General features: G+C 36.4%; 26 protein-coding genes. 11 read left to right on the top strand and 15 right to left on the bottom strand.

The genetic code is table 11. The features are described from left to right. Nucleotides 1-291 precede the first annotated feature (291 nt). A complete protein-coding gene (gene hutH / locus BUA97_RS05080; RefSeq protein WP_072996734.1) occupies nucleotides 292-1779 on the top strand; it encodes a histidine ammonia-lyase in 1488 nt (495 codons plus the stop codon). Nucleotides 1780-1878: 99 nt separating this feature from the next. After that, nucleotides 1879-2328, top strand: a complete 450-nt coding sequence (locus BUA97_RS05085) for a GNAT family N-acetyltransferase (protein ID WP_072996735.1) — start codon at nucleotides 1879-1881, stop codon at nucleotides 2326-2328. 96 nt (nucleotides 2329-2424) lie between these two features. On the opposite strand, the gene BUA97_RS05090 is transcribed toward BUA97_RS05085, so the two are convergent. The 5 genes from BUA97_RS05090 to BUA97_RS05110 all read right to left on the bottom strand — a co-directional run bounded on the left by BUA97_RS05090 (nucleotide 2425) and on the right by BUA97_RS05110 (nucleotide 8067). Beyond that, nucleotides 2425-3597: a peptidase associated/transthyretin-like domain-containing protein gene (locus tag BUA97_RS05090; RefSeq protein ID WP_072996736.1), complete on the bottom strand. Its 1173-nt coding sequence runs from the start codon at nucleotides 3595-3597 to the stop codon at nucleotides 2425-2427. A gap of 442 nt (nucleotides 3598-4039) precedes the next feature. Next, the gene (gene ygiD, locus BUA97_RS05095; protein WP_072996737.1) at nucleotides 4040-4867 is read right to left on the bottom strand and encodes a 4,5-DOPA-extradiol-dioxygenase; all 828 of its coding nucleotides are present in this window, start codon (nucleotides 4865-4867) and stop codon (nucleotides 4040-4042) included. Nucleotides 4868-5191: 324 nt separating this feature from the next. Next, a complete protein-coding gene (locus tag BUA97_RS05100; RefSeq protein ID WP_072996738.1) occupies nucleotides 5192-5701 on the bottom strand; it encodes a YceI family protein in 510 nt (169 codons plus the stop codon). 268 nt (nucleotides 5702-5969) lie between these two features. Then, the gene (locus BUA97_RS05105; protein ID WP_072996739.1) at nucleotides 5970-6728 is read right to left on the bottom strand and encodes a TIGR03915 family putative DNA repair protein; all 759 of its coding nucleotides are present in this window, start codon (nucleotides 6726-6728) and stop codon (nucleotides 5970-5972) included. Nucleotides 6729-6810: 82 nt separating this feature from the next. Then, the gene (locus BUA97_RS05110) at nucleotides 6811-8067 is read right to left on the bottom strand and encodes a putative DNA modification/repair radical SAM protein (protein ID WP_072996740.1); all 1257 of its coding nucleotides are present in this window, start codon (nucleotides 8065-8067) and stop codon (nucleotides 6811-6813) included. A gap of 167 nt (nucleotides 8068-8234) precedes the next feature. Here BUA97_RS05110 and BUA97_RS05115 point away from each other — a divergent pair, with 167 nt between their 5' ends. From BUA97_RS05115 to sucC, 4 genes are all read left to right on the top strand, one after another. Then, nucleotides 8235-9563 (top strand): hydroxymethylglutaryl-CoA reductase, degradative, encoded by a 1329-nt coding sequence (locus tag BUA97_RS05115; RefSeq protein ID WP_072996741.1) that lies wholly within the window; start codon nucleotides 8235-8237, stop codon nucleotides 9561-9563. A 178-nt stretch (nucleotides 9564-9741) separates the two neighbouring features. Continuing rightward, nucleotides 9742-10128 (top strand): DUF423 domain-containing protein, encoded by a 387-nt coding sequence (locus BUA97_RS05120; RefSeq protein ID WP_072996742.1) that lies wholly within the window; start codon nucleotides 9742-9744, stop codon nucleotides 10126-10128. 9 nt (nucleotides 10129-10137) lie between these two features. Next, on the top strand, nucleotides 10138-10398 hold the full coding sequence (locus BUA97_RS05125) for a zinc ribbon domain-containing protein (protein ID WP_072996743.1): 261 nt from the start codon (nucleotides 10138-10140) through the stop codon (nucleotides 10396-10398). Nucleotides 10399-10510: 112 nt separating this feature from the next. Beyond that, nucleotides 10511-11701, top strand: coding sequence for an ADP-forming succinate--CoA ligase subunit beta (gene sucC / locus BUA97_RS05130; RefSeq protein WP_072996744.1), 1191 nt, complete (start codon nucleotides 10511-10513; stop codon nucleotides 11699-11701). Nucleotides 11702-11784: 83 nt separating this feature from the next. Here sucC and BUA97_RS05135 read toward each other — a convergent pair whose 3' ends face one another. The 5 genes from BUA97_RS05135 to BUA97_RS05155 all read right to left on the bottom strand — a co-directional run bounded on the left by BUA97_RS05135 (nucleotide 11785) and on the right by BUA97_RS05155 (nucleotide 15425). Further along, nucleotides 11785-12420, bottom strand: a complete 636-nt coding sequence (locus BUA97_RS05135) for a peroxiredoxin (protein ID WP_072996745.1) — start codon at nucleotides 12418-12420, stop codon at nucleotides 11785-11787. A 116-nt stretch (nucleotides 12421-12536) separates the two neighbouring features. Beyond that, entirely contained in the window at nucleotides 12537-13928 is a 1392-nt protein-coding gene (locus tag BUA97_RS05140; protein ID WP_072996746.1) for a type III PLP-dependent enzyme domain-containing protein, read from the bottom strand. A 91-nt stretch (nucleotides 13929-14019) separates the two neighbouring features. Further along, complete coding sequence (locus tag BUA97_RS05145) at nucleotides 14020-14652, bottom strand: thiamine diphosphokinase (protein WP_084081278.1); 633 nt, start codon at nucleotides 14650-14652, stop codon at nucleotides 14020-14022. Between the two features lies 1 nt (nucleotide 14653). Then, on the bottom strand, nucleotides 14654-14848 hold the full coding sequence (locus BUA97_RS05150; protein WP_139258233.1) for a hypothetical protein: 195 nt from the start codon (nucleotides 14846-14848) through the stop codon (nucleotides 14654-14656). A gap of 4 nt (nucleotides 14849-14852) precedes the next feature. Beyond that, nucleotides 14853-15425, bottom strand: a complete 573-nt coding sequence (locus tag BUA97_RS05155) for a cob(I)yrinic acid a,c-diamide adenosyltransferase (RefSeq protein WP_072996749.1) — start codon at nucleotides 15423-15425, stop codon at nucleotides 14853-14855. Nucleotides 15426-15909: 484 nt separating this feature from the next. On the opposite strand from BUA97_RS05155, the gene BUA97_RS05160 reads away from it, so the two are divergent. Continuing rightward, nucleotides 15910-17640 carry an ABC transporter ATP-binding protein gene (locus BUA97_RS05160; RefSeq protein ID WP_072997213.1) on the top strand — a complete coding sequence of 577 codons (1731 nt, stop codon included), beginning with the start codon at nucleotides 15910-15912 and terminating at the stop codon, nucleotides 17638-17640. A 170-nt stretch (nucleotides 17641-17810) separates the two neighbouring features. After that, the gene (locus tag BUA97_RS05165; RefSeq protein ID WP_072996750.1) at nucleotides 17811-18767 is read left to right on the top strand and encodes a helix-turn-helix transcriptional regulator; all 957 of its coding nucleotides are present in this window, start codon (nucleotides 17811-17813) and stop codon (nucleotides 18765-18767) included. A 105-nt stretch (nucleotides 18768-18872) separates the two neighbouring features. On the opposite strand, the gene BUA97_RS05170 is transcribed toward BUA97_RS05165, so the two are convergent. From BUA97_RS05170 to lptB, 3 genes are all read right to left on the bottom strand, one after another. After that, nucleotides 18873-19352, bottom strand: coding sequence for a DinB family protein (locus BUA97_RS05170; protein ID WP_072996751.1), 480 nt, complete (start codon nucleotides 19350-19352; stop codon nucleotides 18873-18875). A 130-nt stretch (nucleotides 19353-19482) separates the two neighbouring features. Beyond that, nucleotides 19483-20580, bottom strand: a complete 1098-nt coding sequence (locus BUA97_RS05175) for a hypothetical protein (protein ID WP_072996752.1) — start codon at nucleotides 20578-20580, stop codon at nucleotides 19483-19485. A gap of 266 nt (nucleotides 20581-20846) precedes the next feature. Then, on the bottom strand, nucleotides 20847-21575 hold the full coding sequence (lptB, locus tag BUA97_RS05180; RefSeq protein ID WP_072996753.1) for an LPS export ABC transporter ATP-binding protein: 729 nt from the start codon (nucleotides 21573-21575) through the stop codon (nucleotides 20847-20849). A gap of 92 nt (nucleotides 21576-21667) precedes the next feature. Between lptB and BUA97_RS05185 the strand changes: the two genes are divergently transcribed. After that, complete coding sequence (locus BUA97_RS05185) at nucleotides 21668-22438, top strand: TrmH family RNA methyltransferase (RefSeq protein ID WP_072996754.1); 771 nt, start codon at nucleotides 21668-21670, stop codon at nucleotides 22436-22438. A 50-nt stretch (nucleotides 22439-22488) separates the two neighbouring features. On the opposite strand, the gene BUA97_RS05190 is transcribed toward BUA97_RS05185, so the two are convergent. Continuing rightward, nucleotides 22489-22725, bottom strand: a complete 237-nt coding sequence (locus tag BUA97_RS05190) for a hypothetical protein (RefSeq protein WP_072996755.1) — start codon at nucleotides 22723-22725, stop codon at nucleotides 22489-22491. A gap of 164 nt (nucleotides 22726-22889) precedes the next feature. Here BUA97_RS05190 and BUA97_RS05195 point away from each other — a divergent pair, with 164 nt between their 5' ends. Further along, nucleotides 22890-23981: a hypothetical protein gene (locus BUA97_RS05195; RefSeq protein WP_072996756.1), complete on the top strand. Its 1092-nt coding sequence runs from the start codon at nucleotides 22890-22892 to the stop codon at nucleotides 23979-23981. Beyond that, complete coding sequence (locus tag BUA97_RS05200) at nucleotides 23965-24561, top strand: hypothetical protein (protein ID WP_072997214.1); 597 nt, start codon at nucleotides 23965-23967, stop codon at nucleotides 24559-24561. Before BUA97_RS05195 ends, BUA97_RS05200 begins: the two co-directional genes overlap by 17 nt. Before the next feature lie 32 nt (nucleotides 24562-24593). Here BUA97_RS05200 and BUA97_RS05205 read toward each other — a convergent pair whose 3' ends face one another. Beyond that, nucleotides 24594-24830, bottom strand: a complete 237-nt coding sequence (locus BUA97_RS05205) for a hypothetical protein (RefSeq protein ID WP_072996757.1) — start codon at nucleotides 24828-24830, stop codon at nucleotides 24594-24596. Nucleotides 24831-24863: the final 33 nt, after the last annotated feature.

Here is a 24863-nt window from a genome sequence, read left to right on the forward strand (position 1 = left end):
CTACAGCTTTGTTTCTCTGTTCAACCCGACCGCTTATCTACTTTGCTCATCCTTTTGTCTGCTTCACCCGTCCGTTTGTTTACTTCACTCGTCCGTTTATCTACTTCATCAGTCCGTTTGTCTACCTAAGTACTTTGACGGTCTACTACAGGCCACTGAGAAACTTTTTATAATAACCATCCATTTGATAAAAATAAATTTTCAGAAGAATTAATTTTATTTAAATGTCATTCTAATTCCTTCCCCATATTTCTCCCGAAAAGTGTATTTTTAGGCAAAATTTTTTCAGTGATGATTTACGGAATCGACCAATTGGGATATAAAGACGTTTTAGAGATTTTAAAAAATCCTTCCAACGCAAAACTCAATCTACAATCAAAAGACCAAATACTAAAATCGCAGCAGAATGTTCAGCAAATCGTAGCATCTGACAGAACGGTTTATGGCATCAACACAGGCTTCGGACCACTTTGCGATGTCAAAATATCGGAAGAAGAAACAGCTCAGCTTCAGCATAATCTGATTATTTCTCACGCTGTCGGCGTCGGAAAACCGATTCACAAGAACATTTCCAAAATTATGATGATTTCCAAAATCCACGCCTTGTCGAAAGGATTTTCAGGCGTTTCCTTAGACGTTATCGAGCGGTTGATTCTGATGTTGGAATTGGATATTATTCCGGTTGTTCCGGAGCAAGGTTCCGTTGGTGCTTCCGGCGATTTGGCGCCGTTGGCACATTTGGTTTTGCCATTGTTAGGCTTAGGTCAGGTTTGGGAAAACGACGAGATCAAAGTCACTTCCGAGGTGTTGGAAAAACATAACATTCACCCTTTGAAACTCGGTCCTAAAGAAGGTTTAGGCTTGATTAACGGTACACAATTCATTTTAGCTCACGCCATTACAGGTTTGGCAAAATTTGAATACCTTTTGGATTTGGCAGATTTGACCGCAGCAATGAGTCTGGAAGCTTACCGAGGTTCGTCTAGTCCGTTCAAGAAAGAATTGCACGAGATTCGCCCATTCGATGGAAGCCGAAAAGTAGCAGAAAGAATGCGAAATTTCCTTAAAGATTCTGATAATCTAAAGTCTCACGAATTCTGCGACAGGGTTCAGGATCCGTATTCTATGCGATGTGTTCCGCAGGTTCATGGTGCGAGCAGAAATGCCTTTGAACATCTGAAAATGATGGCAGAGACTGAACTGAATTCTGTGACGGACAATCCAATTGTTCTAAGCGCAGAAGAATCAATTTCCGGCGGTAATTTCCACGGACAATTGATGGCTTTGCCTTTGGATTACGCTTCGCTCGCAGCCGCAGAATTGGGAAATATTTCTGACCGAAGAAGTTATCTTCTTCTGGAAGGAAAATATGGTTTACCGAAATTATTAGTAGAAAGTTCCGGCCTGAATTCCGGCTTTATGATTCCGCAATATACAAGTGCGGCGTTGGTTACTGAAAACAAAACGTTATGTTTCCCGGCATCGGCAGATTCTATACCGACAAGTTTAGGACAAGAAGACCACGTTTCTATGGGAAGTATTTCAGGAAGAAAATTTAATCAAATTTTAGGGAATTTAGAAAATATTTTAGCGATTGAGTTAATGTTCGCTGCACAAGGTTTGGAATTCCGAAGACCAGCGAAATGTTCCAAAATTGTAGAAGAAAATTATAACATCATCCGTTCCGTTATCCCAAAACTGGAAGACGATAGATTGATTGGCGAAGATATTCTGAAGATCGCAGAGTTGATTAGAGAGAAGAAATTGGTGGTGAATTAGATTCAAGAAAGTCTTCGACTCCGCTCATACTGACAATGTTTACATTCGAATTGTCACGCTGAGCGGAGTCGAAGCGTTTTACTAAGTATAATATCAATAATGAAAACCCTCCGAACAACTTCCGAAAACCCAGACTTCCAAAAATTAGTAACGCAACTGGATGCCTATCTTGCAGTAATGGATGGTGAGGAGCACGCTTTTTACAATCAATACAACAAAATCGATATGCTGAAACATTGTATCGTGATTTATGATAATGACGAAGCTGTTGCTTGCGGTGCTATAAAAGCTTTGGATTCAGAATCAATGGAAGTGAAAAGGATGTTTACACTGCCTGAAAAGCGTGGTAAAGGTTTGGCGTCGGCAATATTAAATGAATTAGAAGCTTGGGCCAAGGAATTAGGTTACGAAAAAACCGTTCTGGAAACCGGAAAAAGACAAACCGAAGCTGTTGCGCTTTACCAAAAATGCGGTTATAACATAATTCCTAATTACGGACAATATGAGGGAATCGAGAATAGTATTTGTTTTGAGAAAGTATTAAAATAAATATCTCGCAATTAGGCTGATTTTGCAGATTTTCTAGCGTAATCATCTGCTGAATCTGTAAAATCAGCAAGATATTTAACCTTTCGAAATAAAAAATCAATTTCCAAAAGTATAATCCAACGGTAGCATTTTCGATACATTCTGGTTAGAAAAATGGTCTTCCAGAATCAATTGATCCGGCTCGGAGCAAATACCTTCCGGAAAAATCTCAAATTCCAAAGCTTCGGGATGGATAAAAGAAGTTTGCGCAGATGCAGTTGCTGATTTTACGAAGTTACCTTTTTTTAGTTCGTAATAATATTTCTGATAATTCACCATCAGCAAATCTTCAAAATCAATAAACAGTCTGGCGTCTTTCCGTTTGGTGAAATCAGATTCCTTCATTTTGGTTTTTAGAATCGCCATCAGGAATTCGGAGTTTTCATTTTTTCTGTTGGCGATATCCTGCAGTTCCGGTGACAGTTTTATCACCATATTTTTCTGACTTCGTACAAAGTTATAATGATCCTGCAGTTGCTGAATCTCCGCTTCTGACGGATATTTCGGATTTTTGATTCGCCGCGCGTGATTCACAATGAAACCTTCTTTTTCCAGCTCATCCTGATAAAGGCTTCTGAAAAAATGCATCAGACTGCCTGTGTACGCGTTCATCCGGTTTAGAATAATGGTTTTTTTGTCGCTGTTATCTTTGAAAAATGAGGTGCCCAGATAACTGGTGTTTTTCTTTTTGAAATCCGTTTCAAAATTAATCAGGTTGTATTGGATGGTGTAGCCCAGCTTTTTATTTTCAATGATTAAAGTCTGTGGCGCTTTGACTTTCAGAAACTGATTTTTCTTATCATAAGAAAACTTGAGCGTCCGTTGGTTTTTAATCGAAACCTCTTCCCGGTCAAACCCAAGGAATCTATCCAGAAAATAATTGATAAAATCTTTATAAGCCTGCTCTGTGTAAGGAATAATGACAACTTCCTCAATCTCTTTAACAGGATTGATAATTACTTTGACTGATTTCCCAATAGCTTGATTAAGAGGAAAAATACTTGTTTCGTAATTATCTTTCTGAAAAATCAGATTTCCGCTTTTCTGTCCCTGGATATCGAGCGTAAAAATTCCGCCGGAGACTGAAGTAGTGGAGATTTTAGTTCCATCCAGATAGACATTCACATCAGGAATGGCCGTTCCGTTTTCAGTCAGTATTTTTCCGGTAATGGTTTGGGAATAGACTATTGCGAAACTTAGAAATAATATCAGAAGTAAAAATTTTCTCACGGCTATCAAATTTGACTTCGAATTTAATCAATATAAAAAGGATTTTGGTGTTTCTAAAATATTTTCAGATGTATAATGAAATTAATTATTGTTTTGTTTTTGATGATTTAAATTAGACATTTGTAAAAACACTTATATGCAACACATTGCATTTGATTATCTTTGCAGAGCGGTTGATTAACATCACCTAGCTGCTTGAATGTTCCAAGTGATTGACTTCTTCAAAAAAATAGTTGCCGGTTCAACTAAGTTATTGAATGCGTTAAATAACTAGTTGATTAATTTGTTAATAAAAAACAAAAATTATACCTCATTGAAAAGCTCCGTAGGAGCGACCTGTGAATCACAATTATTATCAGGACACTCCTACGGAATTTTAGTTTGTTTTATATTCTGTTTCTATTGACAGATTGCTCCTAAGGAGCATTTCTGAAAAAACAATTTATCCAATTCTCAAAGAAGTCATACTCAAAGAACCGCCAATTAATGCGTCATTGAAAAATGATAATTCTTCTGATTTTTCTTTCAGACCAAGATTATAAATCATTGGCAGAAAATGGTCTGGTGTCGGAACTGCATATTGCAAAAACGACCCTTGTTTTTGATAATCGATGAGTTTCTGAAAATCACCTTCCAAAAGCCAATTGTTGGTCTTTTCCCTTGCTTCTATCGCCCAATCCCAACCAGCGCCGACGGTATCTATATTTTTCCAGTCAATTAACCGGAGATTATGAACAATGTTTCCGCTTCCGATAATCAGAATTCCTTTCTCGCGGAGTTTGGATAATTTTTTCGCCAGATCAAAATGATATTGAGGTGGTTTGGTATAATCGATACTCAACTGAATCACCGGAATATCTGCATCCGGGTAAAGATGCCGCAAAACCGACCAGGCACCGTGATCCAATCCCCAGTTGTGGTCTTCTTCTACCAAAACCGGAGCTAATAATCCAGCTGTTTCTTTGGCTAATTCCGGACTGCCTTTTGCAGGATATTGAACATCAAACAATTCTTTTGGGAAACCATAAAAATCGTGGATGGTTTTCGGCATTTCCATAGCCGTGACAAATGTTCCGTTCGTAAACCAATGCGCAGAAATACAGATAATCGCATTTGGTTTTGGGATTTCTTTGCTGATGTTTCGGAAACCTTGGACAAAAATATTCTCCTCGATGGCGTTCATCGGAGAGCCGTGTCCTAAAAACAGAACCGGCATTTTCTCTGTAGTTCGGAAATTATCAGATATTTTTGAAAGGTCGTTGAGGTTCATTTTTTTGTAAAAAGTAAAATGTATTAATGTAAAAAGTATTTTTATTTTCTCGCGGATTTGGATTTGGCTGATTGAACTGATTTCAATTTATAAAAGTCGATTTAGATTCCTACGGAATGACAAACTTTGTGGTTATAACAAAGCGTGTTTTTATGTTGAATCCGCAGCCCGACTTGAGCGGAAATCCTTTTTGCGCAACGAAGTGGAGTGAAAAGATTGGGAGCGGAAGGCGGATAAAGCTGCCCAAATCAAAAAAAGTATAAACAAAGCGAACTCTGTTTATACTTCAAAAAAACTCAAACTATAAAATACTATTGTATTCTTTTATTGTTTTACAAACTGTAGTTCGCCTGCAATTTTCACTTCTTCGCTCACCATTACTCCGCCTGTCTCCAAAGCTGCGTTCCAGGTCAGACCGAAGTCGCTTCTCTTGATTTTTCCTTCGAAAGAGAAACCTGCTTTGGTATTTCCCCAAGGATCAGAATTGATTCCGCCAAAGTCCACGTCCAAAGTCACTGGCTTTGTAATACCGTTGATTGTAAGGTTTCCTGTAACATCACCATTTAAAGTTGAAGCTTCGAAAGTGATTTTCGGATTCGCTTCTGCGTTGAAAAAATCTGCAGATTTCAGGTGATTGTCACGGTCTGTGTTATTCGTGAAAATAGAATCTGTATCGATAAAAGCTGAAACTTTTGCATTGGCGAATGTATCGTCTTCTGCATCAATCTCTGCGTTGAACGTTGTGAATTCTCCTTTTACGTTAGAAATCATCAGGTGTTTTACTTTGAAAGTGATTTCGCTATGCGTTGGGTCTAGTAACCATTTAGTTGCCATAATTTTAATATTTTGTTGTTAATTATGATGCAAATTTAGGTCGGTAAAACTTCCCTCACATTGATGTAAGTTAAGAATTTGAATTGTCGAGAAGATTTGGGCAGCCCGTCAGATTTCCCAAAGCTCCAGCCCACGCAAAATCTGCCGGCCGGGCTATCCGCTGCTATCTTTTTTTCCTCACCCTAAATCCCTCTCCAAAGGCGAGGGACTTCCATCCGCACAAAAAAGGATATCCGCTCCTATCCCTGCTGCGGGCGACGACTTAGAATCACCATTTCTCGGTCAGATATTTCCAGTAGCGTTTCGGAACGTGCTGAATGTGAAGTTTGGTATTTTTCCGTTCCTTGATGTTGGTTTTCGTAAAGTAACTTTGCCAGAGCGTCTGGTATTTCTTCTCCTCGTCGTGGAATTTTTCCTGATATTGATTGAGATTCAGTTTTTCATCAGGATAAAAGAATTCGCAGTTTTCCAGATCGTAGAACAATCCGTAATGTCTTCGTAAATCGTAAATCATCCACTTTTGGTCGGCGTATCGGTCTTTGAAATGTTTTCTGATTAAAGGCAACACATTAAAATCCGGGTCGATTTTGGCGAAATAAATATCATCCTGCATCTTCTCGAACCTTACAAAAGCAGTCATTCTGTGTCTTTCCCGGCTGACGGATTTGCAGATTTTAGCGATTTTCAGAATATCATCGTTGGCAAAGTTTTTAAGGATATTCTCATCAGGAAATTTCACCGACTGCCTAATGACTGATAAAATCAACTGTTCCAAATCTTCATCTTCGGAAAGATAAACCCTAAGCAAATCGTTAATTCCCGATTTTCCAATGCTTTTTTCCAGTTTATTCAGTACTCTTTCAGATTTTTCCTGTTGCGTCACAACCTCGTGAATCTCCGCAAACATATTTTCCTGAACAAAATTTTCCCGGTTTCGGATTTCCGCATCCTGATAACGGTACTCGAAAACTTCAAATACCGCTGTAAAAAGTCCGTCGAAAGTTCCGTCGTAGAGAAGGGTTGTCATTTTCTGAGTTGGAGAGTTTTTGGGTTGGAGGGTTGGAGCGTACGAAAGATTTAGCGTTGTCAGGCTGAGCGAAGTCGAAGCCTTAAAACAAAGTCAGCTGCTGAGAAAACTGATTCTGAAATTTGGACTGACTTCCACAGATAATTAACTTTCTCAAATTCAAATCAGTTAAATGTTTCAGAAAAGGATTTCCATAAGTGAAATCAATAAAATATTTAGCACGGTTGACCGCTGCGCCGAGTTTTTTAAGATGGTCAATTGTCAAAACCTGGAATTGTCTTGCGCTCACAATTTTCTGTGCAGTTTTCACACCAATTCCCGGGATTCTGAGAATCATCTTATAATCTGCGGTTTGAAGATTAACCGGAAATTGGTCGAGATGTCGCAACGCCCAGCTTAATTTCGGGTCTACTTCCAAATCGAGAAAAGGCATATTGAAATCTAAAATCTCATCCGCTTTGAAACCATAAAAACGCATCAGCCAATCCGACTGATACAAACGATTTTCCCTCAAAACAGGAACTTCAGCGGTAATCGCTGGTAAACGATTATCCACCGTCACAGGAATGTAACCCGAATAATAAACACGTTTCATCCCATAATTTTTATAGAAATGGTCCGCGACTTTGATGATTTGCAAGTCATTTTCATTGGTCGCACCAACAATCATTTGTGTCGATTGTCCGGCGGGCGCAAACTTCGGAGCACTTCGGATGATTTTCTTTTCATCTTTATATTGCTGAATGCCTTTCTGTACGATCCGCATCGGCTGAAGCATATCTTCCCGATTTTTGTCTGGCGCTAATAATTTCAACCCGGATTCTGTGGGAATTTCAAGATTAACGGAAAGTCGGTCGGCGTAAAGTGCGGCTTCATTCATTAAATCATCACTCGCCCCAGGAATTGATTTGAGATGAATATAACCATTGAAATTGTGTTCGGTTCTCAGCTTTTTCGCCACCCGAACCAAACGCTCCATTGTTGTATCCGCATCTTTGAAAATTCCTGAACTCAGAAATAAACCTTCGATATAGTTTCGCCTGTAAAAACTGATGGTCAAATCGACCACTTCTTCTACGGTGAAAGCAGCCCGTTTGATATCATTCGATTTTCTGGAGACGCAATAGATGCAATCGTAGATGCAATGATTGGTGAGAAGGATTTTAAGAAGTGAGACACAACGTCCGTCTTCTGTATAAGTGTGACAAATTCCGCTGGCTGAGCTGTCGCCCAAGCCTCCGTTATTTTTTCGTTTTCCACCGCTGGAAGAACACGACACATCGTACTTCGCAGCATCTGCGAGTATTTCGAGTTTTTCTTTGATGCGGTCGAAATTCATTTGACTGTTTAAAATTTATAGTAATTAATATCTGTCAAATTTAATTCCAAATTTGACAAATATCAAGGATTTATGATAGATGTTATCAACAGTCTAAAACGATAAAATTAGTATCTTTACCATTATTAAATTTTCAAAATTCCATCTTAATAAAATAAATACTCCATATGAATCATAAACCCGTTGAAGGTTTTTCCAAATTGACAAAACTGGGGAAAATCGACTGGCTCGTAAATGAATACCTTAAAGGAAACACAGAATATCAAAATATATTAAACCAATATTGGAACGACAATGCCGATTTGCAGAAACTTCACGATGAGTTTTCTGAAAATACCATTTCCAATTTTTATATGCCTTACGGAATTGCCCCGAATTTCCTCATCGACGGGAAATTATTTGCGCTTCCGATGGCAGTGGAAGAAAGTTCTGTCGTTGCAGCCGCCTCAAAAGCAGCAAAATTCTGGATTGACAAAGGAGGTTTTAAAACAACCATTATCAATACGAAAAAACTTGGTCACACCCATTTTATTATTGATGTAGAATCGCATAAACTTCAGCATTTTTTTAATTTTAAATTAAAGAAAAAATTATTTGAAGCTACAGAAAGTATCACTGCCAATATGAGAAATCGTGGTGGCGGAATTTTAGAAATAAAACTGGTAGATAAAACTTCCGAAATGCCAAATTATTATCAACTGAAGGCAAGTTTTGATACGGTGGATTCTATGGGAGCCAACTTCATCAATTCCTGTCTTGAACAATTTGGTAAAACATTGAAAGAAGAGATTTCTCTTGAAGAAAGCTTCACACAGGAAGAAAAAAATTCTCTTCAGGTGGTGATGAATATTCTTTCGAATTTCACTCCGGATTGTATTGTGAGAGCAGAAGTTTCTTGTAAAATTGAAGATCTGAAAGATGACAGCGGAATTTCAAATGAAGAATTTGCAAGAAAATTTAAACAGGCGGTGACGATTGCCGAAATCGAGCCGTACAGAGCAACGACTCATAACAAAGGGATCATGAACGGTGTTGATGCTGTAGTCATTGCAACCGGAAATGATTTCCGTGCAACAGAAGCTTGTGCTCACGCTTATGCCGCGAGAAACGGAAAATATTCTTCGTTGACACATTGCACGACAGACAATGGGATTTTCAGATTTTGGATTGACCTGCCGATTTCGGTTGGTGTGGTTGGCGGTTTAACGAATCTTCATCCGTTAGTGAAATTCTCTTTGGCACTTTTAGGAAAACCATCTGCTCAGGAATTGATGAGTATTTTGGCGGTTTCCGGATTGGCGCAGAATTTTGGAGCGCTTCGTTCTTTGGTGACAACGGGAATCCAGAAAGGTCATATGAAAATGCATCTTTTCAATATTTTGAATCAATTTGGTGCAACAGAAGACGAAAAACAGCATTTTGTGACTTATTTCAAAGACAAAACGGTTAGTCATCACGAGGTGATTTCGGAGCTGGAGAAATTGAGAAATAAATAGATTTATGTTTGGATTGGCTTTATCAGCACTGATTTTGGTTTTCGGAATATTTTTAAGAACCACAAACAATCTAGGATTCGCAAGTTCGAAGAGATTTTCCTGGTTATTTATTATTTTGGGAATTATCACATTAACAGGAAAAATTATTATTTTATATCAAAAAGGAGAATTATAAAAAATGAAAAACCTCACTTTAATCATAGGCGGAATCTACGGCCTGTTATCCGTAATTCTTGGTGCTTTTGGCGCACACGCATTCAAAAAAATATTATCAATCGAAAGACTGGAAAGCTTTGAAACTGCCGTTCGTTACGAAATGTACGCCGCGTTTTTTCTTTTAATTGTCGGTTATATTTTGAAATTTGAAACGGCTTCTGAAAAATGGATTTCTATCTTGATGATTGCGGGAACTTTTATATTTTCCGTGAGCATTTATTGTCTGGCTTTCCAGGATGTTTGGGGCGTTAATCTCAAATTTCTCGGTCCAATCACACCACTTGGAGGATTGTTTATGATTATCTCCTGGGTAATGTTGATTTGGTATTTTGCTAAGGCTAAATTCTAATTAAACCAAATGTTCTTCATCTTCGGAATCAAAACCAAACTCGCAGGAAAAGAAGAGCGTAAAGTCCTGAAAAATGGCTTTATGGTCAAGGCGATTGTTTCGGTTTACAAGAATTATTTCGAATTGTTTTTCATTCCAATATTTCCGTTCAGCAAAAAGTACAGCATTTATATTCCGCATTCTGATGAGTACTATGAAACCGGATTTGGTTCATCCAATATGCCCGCAGAATATCTGGAAATCTGTAAAGAAGCCGGCAGAATGTATTGATAGCAAGTTATTCCGAAAACTGATTTCAATCAGAGATTTATATCAAGTAATTCGTCACTTTTTCTTAAATTTGTGCGTCTTATAAAATTTAAAAATTAATCAATTATATATTATGAATCTTCACGAGTATCAATCAAAAGAGATTTTAGCAAAATATGGCGTTAATATCCAACGCGGTTTTGTTGCAAACAACGTAGATGAGGCTGTTGCTGCTGCCGAAAAACTAACTGCTGAAACCGGTGCGCAAGGTTGGGTTGTAAAAGCTCAGATCCACGCTGGTGGCCGTGGAAAAGGTGGAGGTGTTAAGTTTTCTCCGAATATGGAAAAACTTAAAGAAAACGCAGGTAACATCATCGGGATGCAGCTCATCACGCCGCAGACTTCTGCTGAAGGCAAAAAAGTAAACTCTGTATTGGTTGCAGAAGATGTATATTATCCCGGAGAAACTGAAACTAAAGAATTCTACGTTTCCATTCTTCTTGACAGAGCACTTGGAAAAAATACCATCGTATATTCGACAGAAGGCGGAATGGATATCGAGCATGTTGCTGAAGTGACGCCACACTTGATCCACAAAGAAGTAATCGATGCAGCTTACGGACTACAAGGTTTCCAGGCTAGAAAAATTGCTTTCGGACTTGGTCTTGAAGGTAATGCTTTCAAAGAATTTACAAAATTCATTACATCATTATATAATGCTTATATCGGAATCGATGCCTCTCTTTTCGAGATCAACCCGGTTTTGAAAACTTCTGATAACAAAATCATCGCAGTAGATGCAAAAGTAACTTTGGATGATAACTCTTTGTTCCGTCACAAAGATCTTGCTGAGCTAAGAGATACAAGAGAAGAAGATCCATTGGACGTAGAAGCTGGTGAAGCTGGACTTAACTTCGTAAAACTGGATGGAAACGTTGCTTGTATGGTAAACGGTGCTGGTCTTGCAATGGCGACTATGGATATCATCAAATTATCCGGAGGAAATCCCGCAAACTTCCTGGACGTTGGCGGAACTGCTGATGCACAGAGAGTTCAGACCGCTTTCGGAATCATCCTGAGAGACCCTAACGTAAAAGCAATTTTGATCAACATATTTGGAGGAATCGTAAGATGCGACAGAGTTGCTCAAGGTGTTGTAGATGCTTACAATGCTATGGGAAGCCTTCCAGTTCCATTGATCGTAAGACTGCAGGGTACGAATGCCGTAGAAGCTAAGAAACTGATTGACGAATCCGGACTTCCTGTTCACTCAGCGATCACTCTTGAAGAAGCTGCAAACAAAGTAAAAGAAGTGTTAGCGTAAAACTAAAATTTCAATAAAATTAAATGAGCTCAGAATTTGAGCTCATTTTTTTTAAAACAGTTATTTATGAAAACCATTCAAGGCTAAAGATCAGGTTGTGGTGTATAACGTAAATAAGGTTTTACCACTTTCACACCTTTTGTAAATTTTTTCTCGGCATCTTCCTGCGAAACGGCAGGTGGAATGATGACATCGTCGCCTTCCTGCCAGTCAACAGGTGTTGCAATACCATAGCCATCTACCAATTGTAAGGAATCGAGGACTCTTAGAATTTCAGTAAAATTACGTCCCGTAGAAGCCGGATAAGTAATGATTAGTCTCACTTTCTTATTAGGATCGATAATTAGCAGTGATCTTATCGTCAAAGTTGCACTGGCATTGGGATGGATAAAGTCATACAGTTCAGAAACCTTTCTGTTTTCATCCGCAATGATCGGAAATTCTACTTCTGTATTCTGTGTTTCATTGATATCAGAGATCCAGCCTTTATGATTCTCTATTCCGTCCACACTCAAGGCCAGAACTTTTGTATTTCTTTTATCAAATTCAGGTTTTAGATGGGCCGTTTTTCCCAATTCTGTTGTACAGACAGGTGTATAGTCTGCCGGATGAGAAAATAAGATCCCCCAGGAATCTCCCAGATAATCATAGAAATTGATAGTTCCCAGACTACTTTCTGCATTAAAATCCGGTGCGGTATCGCCAAGTTTTATTGACATAATATTTTTTATTTTTTGGTTAATGAGAAACAAAAATAATAATTAAAAATTAATTCATACTAACTTAGTATAATTTATTTTCAAAATAAAAGCGGAAAATGATTCCGCTGATTTTATTAATATCCTAAAAGTTTTAATACATCTTCCGGCTTCTGCTCTTCCCGGAACAATTCATAAGTGATGTTTCCATCTTCATCCTTATCAATCAAAATATGCTTTGGCTGCGGCATCAAACAATGGTGAACACCACCATAACCACCAATGGTCTCCTGATATGCTCCAGTGTGGAAAAATCCGATATACAAAGGTTTTGTTTCATTGAAAACAGGCAGATAAATCGCATTCGTATGCTGTTCAGAATTGTAGTAATCATCTGAATCACAAGTCAATCCACCAAGAAAAACTCTTTCGTAAGAATCTTCCCAACGATTAAGCGGCAACATAATAAAATGCCGGGAAATCGCCCAAGTATCTGGTAAAGTGGTCATAAAAGACGAGTCTATCATATTCCATTTTTCCCTGTCATTTTGCCGCTTCTGAGAAATGATTTTATAAAGATGCCCGCCACTTTCTCCAACCGTGAAACTTCCGAATTCTGTATAAATATTTGGTTCTTCAACACCTTCTTCCTCACAGAATTTCTTGATTTGAGAAACGATTTCATTCACCATATATTGATAATCATAATCGAAATTCAATGAAGTTTTGATAGGAAAACCGCCACCAATATTCAATGAATCCACTTCCGGTGCAATTTTTTTAAGTCTTGCATAAACACGAAGACATTTGTACAACTCATTCCAATAATACGCCGTGTCTTTGATACCGGTATTGATAAAAAAATGAAGCATTTTCAGCCTCGCATTCGGATGTTCCGCAATTTTCTGGCTGTAATAAGGGATGATATCTTTATATCCGATTCCTAATCTGGAGGTATAAAATTCGAACTTAGGTTCTTCCTCAGAAGCGATTCTGATTCCGATGTCGAAAGTTCTGTCGATGCTTTCTGTCAGCTTATCCAGCTCTCTGTAGTTATCAAGAATCGGTGTAATATTTTCGAAACCACTGTTAATTAAATCCGAAATTTTCGCGAGATAATCATCAGTTTTGAAACCATTGCAAATGACTTCGATATCCTTGGTCACTTTTCCTTTGTCATAAAGCGATTTCACGATATCCATATCATAGGCTGAAGATGTTTCCAGACTAATGTCATTTTTCAACGCTTCTTCTACAACGAAGGCAAAATGGCTGGATTTGGTGCAATAGCAATATCTGTAATTTTTCTGATAATCGTTTTTTTCAAAAGCTTCCTTGAACCAGAATTTTGCCCTTTCTATATTCTGAGAAATTTTTGGCAGATAATTGAACTTCAAAGGAGTTCCGAATTTTTCCACAACTTCCATCAGGTTGATGCCGTGGAATTTCAGATTATTTTCTTCTACACTGAATTCTTCAGTCGGAAAATAAAGCGTTTGGTCAATTAGTTCAGAATATTTTATCTTCATTTCTGGCTAAAAAAATTTAATTGTTTTTACGATGCAAAAATGATGAAATAAACTGAATTTCTGCGTTAATAATTCTATAAAAATTAGTGAATTATTTCCCGACAAAAATCAACAAATCACCCTTTTTATATTTGATTGAAATTTCTTTATTTTCTGCCACATTTCGCGTTCCGATTCTTTCTCCTAAAATCAAATCTTCATTGTACAAAGGCCATTTCAATCCCTTAGTTTCAATGTTTTTGGCAATAGGAAAAGGCATTAGCGAAATCATTTTACCTTTAATGCCGGAAATTGAAAAATCTTTAGGAATAAAATAATATGAAGAATAATCATCAAAAAAACGAAGATCCGCTTGATCTTTAAAAGCAAAAGCCACACTCAGATTCCCAAGAAAATGATCCTGTTCTCCTCCACTTCCGCCATAAACATCGATGTTTTCAAAACTTTTTTCTAGAATAATTTCGATTGCTTTATGAAAATCAGTTTTGTTTTGGTCAGGCGTTTCGATGATTTCGAAGTTGTAATTCTGACTTTGTTGAATAATTTCTTCCTCAATTTTATGAGAATCAAAATCCCCAGAAATAAAATCCAATTTATGCAAGGGAAATTTAAGCTGCTGCAAATAATGAAATGCACCATCTGTACAAGCTATCAAATCATAACCTGACAATTCGGGAATTGATTTCGGTTCTTCTCCGTTGATGAAAAGTAGAGCTTTTTTCATTTTATAAATCATTGGACTTGTTAGCAAAAAACACTTTATACAAAAGCAATAAGCCACCTGTAATTTGCAAAATTGTTCCTATTGATAGCATCATATTTCCTGAGAAACCAAAAATACTCCAATGAGTGATTTTGAATAGAATTCCAGCAGCACAAACCAACAAGCCAATTATAAAAATCAAAACTGCGTATTTCATTTTTCTAACTTCTATCATTCGGATTCCAATATTCCTCGGCCTCTCCGTAAAGCACGGAAATATACCTCGCCAAAACAAAAAGATAATCCGACAAACGGTTCAGATATTTTATTAATTCCGCTCGTACTTCTTCGGATTGATTGAGGAAAACCAAACTTCTTTCCGCACGTCTGCAAACCGTCCGTGCGACGTGAAGAAACGTCGCTGCTTTTCCACCTCCGGGCAAAATAAAATATTGCAAAGGTTCCACTTTCGTTTCCATCTCATCCATCCAAACTTCCAATTCTTCGATTTCCTTATCGGAAATCACCAATGGCAATCTTGCTTTTCCATTAGCTAAAAATAATTTATCAATCGGCGTTGAAGCTTCGGAACCAACCGTAAACAAATCGAACTGGATTTTTTTGAGTTGATTGATGACTGCTTTATCCTCAATATGAGATTTAGCAACGCCAATTGAAGCATTCAGTTCATCGATGTTGCCGTAAGATTCTACTCTCGCACTCGCTTTGGAAATTCTGCTTCCGCCGTAAAGGCCGGTTTCGCCTTTGTCACCGGTTTTGGTATATATTTTCATTGTTACTCTTTATGAATGTTTAAAATTAAGGTTTTTATTTTTTTAAACACTTAAGTCACTTTAGAAAGATATTAATATTGAAAACAAAGTTCACTTTAGTTAATCAAACTAAAATGTTCTTATGTGACTTTTGTGGTTAATTAAAAATAAAACTTAAGTGTAATTTCTATGTATTTTAAACCTGTTGTACATTTAGGAACATTATATAAGTTATTGATTTTAAACATTATACAAAATTCTTCAACTCGCTCAGACTGACATCTCTAATACTAAACGTTGAATTGTAGCACTGTCACGCTGAGCGGAGTCGAAGCGTTAAACCTAAAGCATTGATTATTAACTACAAAATTCATTTTTTATAAATGCACAACAGGTATTTTAAATTTATCCTTAACTTTCTAAGATGAAAAAACCTTTTCAGAAAACCACCAATCTCATTCACATTTTCAATCAACTTAAAAGCTTCATAAAACCTTACAAATGGATGGTTTTCGGCACTTTGGCTTTGACCTTTATCGGCGCACTATTCGCTCAGGTCAATCCGTTGGTTTTGAAATATACAGTGGACGAGGTGACAAAACTAACTCAGCTTCCTCATCCGATGTCGGAAGGAATACACGTTTTGATTTTGATTTCGATTATACTTTTGGGAAAGGAATTGGCGAATATTTTTATTCAGTTTGGACAGAAATTTTATGGCGAAAAAATCAGAATCAATGTCAGTTCTGAGTTGGCGCAGGCGGCGATTGATAAAATCTTAACCTACAGAATTGCTTATTATAATGACGACCGCCACGAATCCGGTAAACTCCAAATCCGCATCGACAGAGGAATTGAGAGCTTGACAAAATTGGTTCAGAATTTTTTCATCGATATTCTGCCCTTATTTTCAACAGCGATTATCGCACTGGTTGTGATGTATATGCAAAATGTTTATGTCGGTTTGGTTTCCACTATTGTGATTCCGATTTACTTTTATGTAACCTCGAGACAAGCCAAAAAGCTAGGAAATGTTAGACGAACTTTACGAAATCAACGCGAGCAAAAAACGTCCGGACTTCTGAATCTCATCAATTCCATAATGGTTATCAAGAGTTTTGTGCGGGAAAAATTTGAAGGCAGAAAGCAGTACAATCTTCAGATGCATTTGATGGAAAGTCAGTTGTACACGCGCCGAACGAGTTTTATTTTCGATGGTTTGAAAACATTTATTGAGCAATTTGGTGTTGTTTTGATTATCCTTTTAACAGTTTATCTGGTTCTCGACCAGCAAATGACAATTGGTGCGATTATGCTTCACATTATGTTGTTCAACAATGTTTCTGCACCGATTCGTCAGCTTCACAGGATTTATGATGATATGAATGATGCCTTTATTTATGCCGAAGGTTATTTTGAAATCCTGAATGACGATGATGAAACCGAACCAAATGGAACAATCGACGACATTCCAATACAAGGCAACTTCGAAATCAAAAATGTGGATTTTACTTATCCTAACGGAATGAAAGCGTTGAAAAATGTCTCTCTTAAAATCGAAAACGGGAAAACAACTGCGCTGGTCGGATTGAGTGGTGCAGGAAAATCAACAATTATCAATTTGCTTTGTAAATTTTATGAGCCAGATTCTGGAGAAATTCTTTTGGACGGCAATAATCTGAATGATTTTGATAATGATTATCTGCGTGATGACCTCGGTTTGGTGCTTCAGAAAAATCATATTTTCAAAGGAAGTATTGAAGATAACATCCGCTACGGAAACCTGGAAGCAAGTCTTGACCAAATCAAAGAATCGGCAACTAAAGCTTATCTTCACGAGCAGATTATGGATTTGCCGGATGGTTACAACCACGACGCCACGCAACTTTCCGGCGGACAGCAACAGCGGATTGCGATTGCACGATTGTTCTTGAAAAATCCACCGATTATTTTCCTGGATGAACCAACAGCAAGTTTGGATGCGATTGCCACCGAACAAATTAAAAATTCTTTGGACGCGATTAAGAAAAACAGAACGGTGATTATCATTTCGCATTCTTTGTCGCAGATTTTGGATTCAGATATGATTTATGTGATGAAAAAAGGCGAAGTTGTAGAAAATGGAACGCACGAAGAATTGTATGAAAAAGCAGGAACTTACCGAGAGATTTTTGATGCTTCCGCCAGAAGTCTGAATCTTGATAGATTGGTGAAAACTTACAAGGATGAGAATTAACGTTTTCTAATTTTTTATCAATTGCGTCGGGCTTTAGCCCGATGGTAATAATTTGACTTTCATTTGGCTTTAGCCTAAATTTAAGCTAATTTTTGGCTAAAGCCAATTTATATTCTCCTTTTTAAAATGGACTGAAGCCCATTTCTATTGATATTTTATTGAATTAACAAATGAATGAAGACCATTACATAAAAAAAATCGACCGGGTTACATCGATTTTGACGCAATTGCAAACTAAATCTATTGTTCGAGCTCAGGATTTGGCAGAGAAATTTGATGTCAGCATCAGAACGATTTACCGAGATATCAAGACTTTGGAAAATGCGGGAATTCCGATTTTTGGGGAAGCTGGTTCTGGCTATTCTTTGGTGGATGGTTACAAACTTCCGCCTGTGATGTTTACGAAAGAAGAGGTTTTAAGTTTCATCACGGCCGAAAAACTGATGCAGAAATTTTCTCACGAAAGTCTCGATTCTCACTACAATTCTGCGATGGAAAAAGTGAAAGCGGTCATCAGGAATTCGGAGAAAAATATGGTTCAGAATATCGAGAATCAAATTGATGTATACACTCAAAGACCTGAAAAACCGGATGCAGTCAAAAATATTATTCCAACAATCCTGGAAAGTATTGCCGAAAAAAAACAGTTGAAAATCAGTTATCAAAATGTAAAAGACGAACCAAGCGAAAGAATCATCGAAGCAGTTGGAATTTTCTACGAAATCAATTATTGGTATATGATGGCGTTTTGTACGATGCGAAAGGATTTCCGACAATTCAGGATTGACAGGATTTTAAAAATCGAGAAAACCCAGAATCTATTTTTGCAGAATTATGGAAACATCGCAGATTACAGAAAAAAATCAGAGGACAAAAAAGTGGAAGTGAAACTCTTGGTGGAGAAGAAAATAATGCCGCATCTTGTGAATTCCAAAATATATTACGGCTTGACTGCCGAAGAAGAAACCGAGAACGGAATGCTTTTAACCTTCGAAACAGAATGGATTGATGAAGGTTTTCCGCGCTGGCTAATTACATTTTTGGATTATGCAGAAATTATCGAACCTGAAAATCTGAAAGTGATTATGAATAATTTGATTTCTAATATTTCTAAAAAACTGAAGTAAGACTACAAAATACTTCGACTCCGCTCAGTGTGACATCTCTAATACTACTCTTAATATTAAACATTGTCAGTCTGAGCGGAGTCAAAGACTTTTTAAGTTTTTTCTCTACCTTTCTCTTTCCCAGAAAAACGGTGGTTCGATTCCCAAAGCTCTCAGGTAAACATAACCCTGACCTCTGTGATGAATCTCATTATCAATAAAATAAAGAACATTCTGATAAATTGGAAACTCATATTGGCCAAAAAGATTGAACATTTCCTGAAAACGCTCTTCTGAAATCTGGGAAAAATATTCGTTGATAACTTCTGTTTCTTCGTCCCATTTTTTCAGGATTTCGACTTTGGTCGTTGGATTGAAGGATTCATCAAATTCAGTAATTGTTCCATCAACAATCGATTTTAAAGCCGGTCCGGCGATAGCGATCATTTCCAGAACCAATTTTGAAAATGGTCTCATTCCGCCAATTGAAAACTCGAATAAATCTTTTTCTGGAAAAGCTTCTATGACTCTTCTGGTCAGATTTCTGTGGCCTTGCCAATGGATTAAAAGTTGTTGGGAATCCAGGACTTTTGCGTTTGCGTTCATAATAGTTTGTTTTATTTGATACAAATTTATGACGCAGTTGTGACAATAGTTTGTCAGGAGTGTTTTACATAATAAAAAATCTTGCCGACGGCAAGATTTTTTATTTTCTTTACTCAGTAGATTATAAAATTTATTTATCTGATATATATAAACTTGTAAATCCAGAGGCATTTCCACTATGAATAGGTGTTAGCAAAATAGATTGCTTTTCTAAGTTATTGATGAAAAATTTAGCTGAAAGATTATTACTATGATTTCTAATAGAATAAATATTGTTGTCTACAACTTGAAATGATCCAATTTTATTAAATCCGTCTGAACTGTCAAGTGTTAATAACACATTATTCTTGATGTAGAAATCATCACCTATAAAATATTTGTTATTCCCTTCAACAAAAAATTTATTTATTAGATTTTGGTTAACAACATCTGGAAGAATAGAAGATATTTCTGTTCCCAGATTCTTTTGATATAATTTATAATTATTATTTCCAGTATTATCATAATACTTATAAAAAACATTGACCCCTGTATTATCCGAATAAAAATATTGTGTTATTACATTTTTATCTTTCGAAATTAATAGTCCGTTCTTATAATAAGAAATATACCAACCGTATTCATTAGTACCTGCATTGGATATTAAACTACTTCTTACACTTGTGTAAACATCTCCATTGGCTGGATCAAAGTAAAATCTTACCATATCATTGCAATTAATAACTCCTTTTTTTTCTCCATTTTCCCAATAACAAGCTTGGATACGATCATTATCAGATGTTGGGTTGGGATTCTTCGTCCAACCGTGAAAAACGATATTTCCATTTTTGTTAATTGCCATTCCTTGAACAGAATATTCTGAGCTATTCGGATTACTTGCAGACAGGTTTAATAATTCTGCAAGATTATGTTTAACTCCATCAATCCAGAGGTATTTATTAGTGTTATACTCACTCGAACCATATTCCGAAATCAAACCTCCTAAGACATAAACTCTATTGTTATTAATCAAGATATTTGAAGCATAACAACCATCTCCTTCTGCCAAAATAATTTTTTCGCCATTTTTCCAATAATAGGCCTTATTATTTTCCGCTCCAGTAATATAAAAGTTTTTAGAAGAGGTAACAGGTAGGGTTTCTTCTGTTAATTCATTTCTGTTACAAGATTCAAAAAGAAATAAAAAGATTGATAATAAAACAATTAATGCATTTTTTAAAATTTTCATGTTTTCCAGTTTTAGTTGTTAATAAAGACAAGATTAAGATTAAATTATAGCCAATATTATTACCTATAAAATAACACTTATACATCTAACGACACATATTAACATTTATTATACAAAACATTATTACATTTATTAAGAATTCAAATGCAATAAAAAATTGTTTTATACGTTTTAATACGATGATTTGAGAAATAAAAAAGTCGCAAAGTTTTCATTTGCGACTTATATATTTTAATTATTGAAATTTTTCGTCTTTGCGATAAAATCTAAAACTTCTCAAACCTAAAATTCTCTCCAAGATAGGCTTTCCTAACATCCGGGTCATTTGCCAAATCCTCTGGCAGACCTTCTTTCAGAATTTTCCCTTCGAACATAATATAAGTTTTATTGGTAATCGCCAAAGTCTGCTGAACATTGTGGTCGGTAATCAGAATTCCGATATTTTTCTCCACCAGAGACCTCACGATTTTTTGAATATCCTCCACCGCAATTGGATCAACACCCGCAAAAGGTTCATCCAGAAGAATAAAATTCGGACTTGTTGCGAGACAACGTGCAATTTCTGTTCTTCGTCTTTCACCTCCGGAAAGCAAATCACCACGATTTTTACGAACGTGTTCCAAATGGAACTCTTCAATCAATTCATCACATTTTTTCTGTTGTTCTTTTTTGGACAGTTTCGTCAATTGCAAAACGCCCAAAATATTATCTTCTACAGACAGTTTTCTGAAAACCGAAGCTTCCTGCGCGAGATAACCAATTCCATTCTGCGCGCGTTTGTACATCGCATCTTTCGTGATATTTTGGTCATCCAGGAAAACATTGCCCAAAGTCGGCTTCACCAATCCGACAATCATATAAAATGACGTCGTCTTTCCCGCTCCGTTTGGTCCCAAAAGCCCGACGATTTCGCCTTGCTGAACCTCCAATGAAACGCCTTTTACCACCTTTTTCGGTCCGTATTCTTTGATTAAATTTTCTCCTCGTAAAATCATAAAACAAAGATATATATTTTTTGTTGGAAGACAGTTGTCAGAAGATGGAAGTTAAACTTTTACAATTTATTACCTTTGCAAAAATTCTTTAAATGCTCATAGAAAGCCTTCAAAACGAAAAAATCAAAAAACTGACCCGACTAATGACCAAGAACCAGGACAGAAGAAAAGCCGGTGTTTTCATCGTAGAAGGTCAGCAGGAAAACGAAAGAGCAATGCATTTTGGCAACCAACCCGAAGAATTTTACATCTGCGAATCTATTTTCAAAGGCAAATTACCCGATTCTAAAATCCATTACGTTTCAGAAAAGCTGTATGAAAAAATTGCTTATCGTGGAACAACCGAAGGAATTATCGGGATTTATAAATTGGAAGAAAGAACACTAGAAGATTTCAGTCCGAAAAAAGATTCTTCCATTATCATTTTGGAAAGTGTAGAAAAGCCCGGAAACCTCGGCGCAATTCTGAGAAGTTGCGAAGCTTTTGGGATCAACGCTTTGATTGTGACCGACCCAAGAACCGATTTTTACAATCCGAATGTTATTCGTTCCAGTGTTGGTTGTCTTTTCGGGATGAATATCTTTCAGGCTTCCAATGAAGAAACTCTGAAATTTTTAAAAGTTTATGAATATGCTATCTTCACAACATTTATGAGTGGTGATGCCAAAAATATTCAGACAAAAAATCTAAAAGAAAAATCGGCAGTTTTATTCGGAACAGAACATTCCGGTCTAAGTGACTTTTGGAAAGATAAAGGAGAAAATGTTTTAATCCCAATGGCTGGAAGCATTGACTCTCTAAATCTGAGTAATGCAGCAGCAATCACATGTTACGAAATTCTTAGGCAGAAATTAGAGAAATAAAAAAACCGCTTCTCGAAAGAAACGGTTTTAAGTTCTTAACTTGGTTAAGATTATTTTTTAGCAGCTTCTTCTACTTTTTTAGCTTCAGCTTTAACCTCAGTTTTAGCAGAATCAGCAGTAGCTTTTACAGAATCAACAGCAGCAGTAGCAGTAGAGTCTACAACAGCAACAGCAGAATCAGCAGTAGCAACAGCAGAATCAGCAGCAGCAGTATCTACAGTTTCAGTTTTTTTACAAGCTACAAGAGCAACAGCAGCGATAGCAGCTACGAATAATGATTTTTTCATAATAATTAAATTAAATTGTTAGTAATAAATTGTTCACTTTTGAACGGGTCAAAATTATGACAATAAATAAATCTTGTATTTGAAAATTAATTGTAATATATTTGTAAAACAAGATTTACAAATAAGAACAACTGTAAATCAACAAATTAAGAATAAAAACAATTTTGAGCGATATAGAATTTTCACATTTTCAATCCTTAAAAAAGGCTGTTCAGGATAAATATCTTGAAACACATTCCCCATCTTATAATGATATTTCGAAATGGAAAGGTATTGACATTATTTATTTCCAGGAAGATCTGAGACAAAAAGCGAAAGGAAATATTAGTGAAAAAACTTTTTACACTTATTTTAAGAATAATTCTCAGGAAAAAACACCCAGAATTGACATGCTTAATCTATTGTCAGTTTATGCAGGTTACAGTTCCTGGTTTGATTTCAAAAAGAAAAATCCGATTTCTACCGATAGTGAAAATTCAAATCCTTCGGCACAGGCAGAAACATCGGCTGAAAAAGCAAATGATATAAATAAAACGGAACAATCACCGGTCAGAGTTATTGAAACACCTCCTCTATCTGTTGACAACCAGGCTTTTGATGAGATCAACAGAAACATCAATTTTAATAATCCAGAGCAGAATTTTCTTAAAAGATACCTTTGGCTTGGCATATCAGCTTTTTTATTTGCTGTGGTTCTGATTCTGGTATTTTACGATAATCTTTTCTATAAAAAATACACTTATGCTTTTACAGACGCAGACAGAAACTCTTCTATTAAAGGCGAGCTGGATGTAAAAATCATCAGAGAAAATGAATCTCCTATTTTATTCAAGGTAAAACCAAATTCACCTTTCGTTTACGAAACGAAAAGCAAAAAACTCAAAATGATTATCTCTTCGCCTTTCTATAAAACAGATGAGGTAATAAGAGATCTTACAAATGCTCCTGAGTCTGAAAATATAGAATTGAAGCCAAATGATTATGCTATTCAGTTATTCTATTATTCAAAATCAATCAAGGATTTTAAGAAAAAGACTGAACAACTTAACCGCCTGATAAGCGACAAAGCACTTATCTATCAAGTTGTAGACAGTGATATCTATGGAATAGAGACAATGGATAAGCAAAAATACATCTCGCTGGTTACGCTTCCTACAACCTCATTGGAAAATCTGGAAGTGATTGATTCTCAAATGAAAAACGGAAAAATTGTAATGATCAAATTCAAAATCACTGATGATGAAAACACAAAATAAAATCTATTGGTGGATCTTATGCCTTATGTTAACTATTACAGGAATAATTTCGTGTGATAAAAAATACGACGGTAATGATAACTCTCTGGAAACTCTCAGAAATGCTAATAACAGAGTAACTTATTCAAAAACTAAACTGGATAGTGTCCAGGCTATTAATGTTATTACTTCGCAGAAAGTTCAGGATCTATTGGATCTGTCAACACTTTATACTTCAGGAAATAAGGATACGGAAATAGATTCTGTGATATACACACAGATGCAAGCTCATTTTTTGTCCAAGGACTCTAATAACCTTAAGCCATTGCTTAAGGAAATGGACAGCCTGAAAGTGAAGTTTGCTAAAGTCAACAATCTCACGACATCCAAATCGATTTACAAAAAAGACACTCTGGATTTTGCAACATTCGATGTAGAATATTACGACAACAAAAAAGCTTACATTACTACGGTTAACAGAAAAGCGCAATATCTGTTAAAAGCTTCACCCGTAAAATTCAAGAAAGAATTTAAATTCTATTTCACCAAGTTTTATCAAAAAGAATCTGACAGTATAAAAACAACAAAACCCGCTAATTAGCGGGTTTTGTTTTAATCAGATTTAGAATCTAATTATTTTTTGATTTCTTCTTTAGCAGCTTTCTCGTCAGCTTTTACTTCAGCTTTAGCAGAATCAGCAGTAGCTTTTACTGAATCAACAGTAGCAGTAGCAGTAGAATCGATAGCAGCAACAGCAGAATCCGCTGTAGCGTCTACTGAATCAACAGCAGCAGCTTCTACGTTATCAGTTTTTTTACAAGCTACAAGAGCAATAGCAGCGATAGCAGCTACAAATAATGACTTTTTCATTGTTCTAAAATTTAATTAATTATTATTATTGAT

The organism is Epilithonimonas mollis, assembly GCF_900142325.1.
GTDB lineage: Bacteria > Bacteroidota > Bacteroidia > Flavobacteriales > Weeksellaceae > Epilithonimonas > Epilithonimonas mollis.

Excerpts from the sequence above, each read along its gene's own strand:
- lptB (WP_072996753.1), bottom strand. The coding sequence starts at position 21,575 with ATGATTTTACGAGGAGAAAATTTAATCAAAGAATACGGACCGAAAAAG.
- BUA97_RS05140 (WP_072996746.1), bottom strand. The coding sequence starts at position 13,928 with ATGAAGATAAAATATTCTGAACTAATTGACCAAACGCTTTATTTTCCG.
- BUA97_RS05100 (WP_072996738.1), bottom strand. The coding sequence starts at position 5,701 with ATGGCAACTAAATGGTTACTAGACCCAACGCATAGCGAAATCACTTTC.
- hutH (WP_072996734.1), top strand. The coding sequence starts at position 292 with ATGATTTACGGAATCGACCAATTGGGATATAAAGACGTTTTAGAGATT.
- BUA97_RS05125 (WP_072996743.1), top strand. The coding sequence starts at position 10,138 with ATGTTCTTCATCTTCGGAATCAAAACCAAACTCGCAGGAAAAGAAGAG.
- BUA97_RS05120 (WP_072996742.1), top strand. The coding sequence starts at position 9,742 with ATGAAAAACCTCACTTTAATCATAGGCGGAATCTACGGCCTGTTATCC.
- BUA97_RS05205 (WP_072996757.1), bottom strand. The coding sequence starts at position 24,830 with ATGAAAAAGTCATTATTTGTAGCTGCTATCGCTGCTATTGCTCTTGTA.
- BUA97_RS05175 (WP_072996752.1), bottom strand. The coding sequence starts at position 20,580 with ATGAAAATTTTAAAAAATGCATTAATTGTTTTATTATCAATCTTTTTA.
- BUA97_RS05200 (WP_072997214.1), top strand. The coding sequence starts at position 23,965 with ATGAAAACACAAAATAAAATCTATTGGTGGATCTTATGCCTTATGTTA.
- BUA97_RS05155 (WP_072996749.1), bottom strand. The coding sequence starts at position 15,425 with ATGAAAATATATACCAAAACCGGTGACAAAGGCGAAACCGGCCTTTAC.
- BUA97_RS05135 (WP_072996745.1), bottom strand. The coding sequence starts at position 12,420 with ATGTCAATAAAACTTGGCGATACCGCACCGGATTTTAATGCAGAAAGT.
- BUA97_RS05170 (WP_072996751.1), bottom strand. The coding sequence starts at position 19,352 with ATGAACGCAAACGCAAAAGTCCTGGATTCCCAACAACTTTTAATCCAT.
- BUA97_RS05150 (WP_139258233.1), bottom strand. The coding sequence starts at position 14,848 with ATGAAATACGCAGTTTTGATTTTTATAATTGGCTTGTTGGTTTGTGCT.
- BUA97_RS05105 (WP_072996739.1), bottom strand. The coding sequence starts at position 6,728 with ATGACAACCCTTCTCTACGACGGAACTTTCGACGGACTTTTTACAGCG.
- BUA97_RS05190 (WP_072996755.1), bottom strand. The coding sequence starts at position 22,725 with ATGAAAAAATCATTATTCGTAGCTGCTATCGCTGCTGTTGCTCTTGTA.
- BUA97_RS05145 (WP_084081278.1), bottom strand. The coding sequence starts at position 14,652 with ATGAAAAAAGCTCTACTTTTCATCAACGGAGAAGAACCGAAATCAATT.
- BUA97_RS05110 (WP_072996740.1), bottom strand. The coding sequence starts at position 8,067 with ATGAATTTCGACCGCATCAAAGAAAAACTCGAAATACTCGCAGATGCT.
- ygiD (WP_072996737.1), bottom strand. The coding sequence starts at position 4,867 with ATGAACCTCAACGACCTTTCAAAAATATCTGATAATTTCCGAACTACA.
- BUA97_RS05160 (WP_072997213.1), top strand. The coding sequence starts at position 15,910 with ATGGTTTTCGGCACTTTGGCTTTGACCTTTATCGGCGCACTATTCGCT.
- BUA97_RS05185 (WP_072996754.1), top strand. The coding sequence starts at position 21,668 with ATGCTCATAGAAAGCCTTCAAAACGAAAAAATCAAAAAACTGACCCGA.
- BUA97_RS05085 (WP_072996735.1), top strand. The coding sequence starts at position 1,879 with ATGAAAACCCTCCGAACAACTTCCGAAAACCCAGACTTCCAAAAATTA.
- sucC (WP_072996744.1), top strand. The coding sequence starts at position 10,511 with ATGAATCTTCACGAGTATCAATCAAAAGAGATTTTAGCAAAATATGGC.
- BUA97_RS05115 (WP_072996741.1), top strand. The coding sequence starts at position 8,235 with ATGAATCATAAACCCGTTGAAGGTTTTTCCAAATTGACAAAACTGGGG.
- BUA97_RS05165 (WP_072996750.1), top strand. The coding sequence starts at position 17,811 with ATGAATGAAGACCATTACATAAAAAAAATCGACCGGGTTACATCGATT.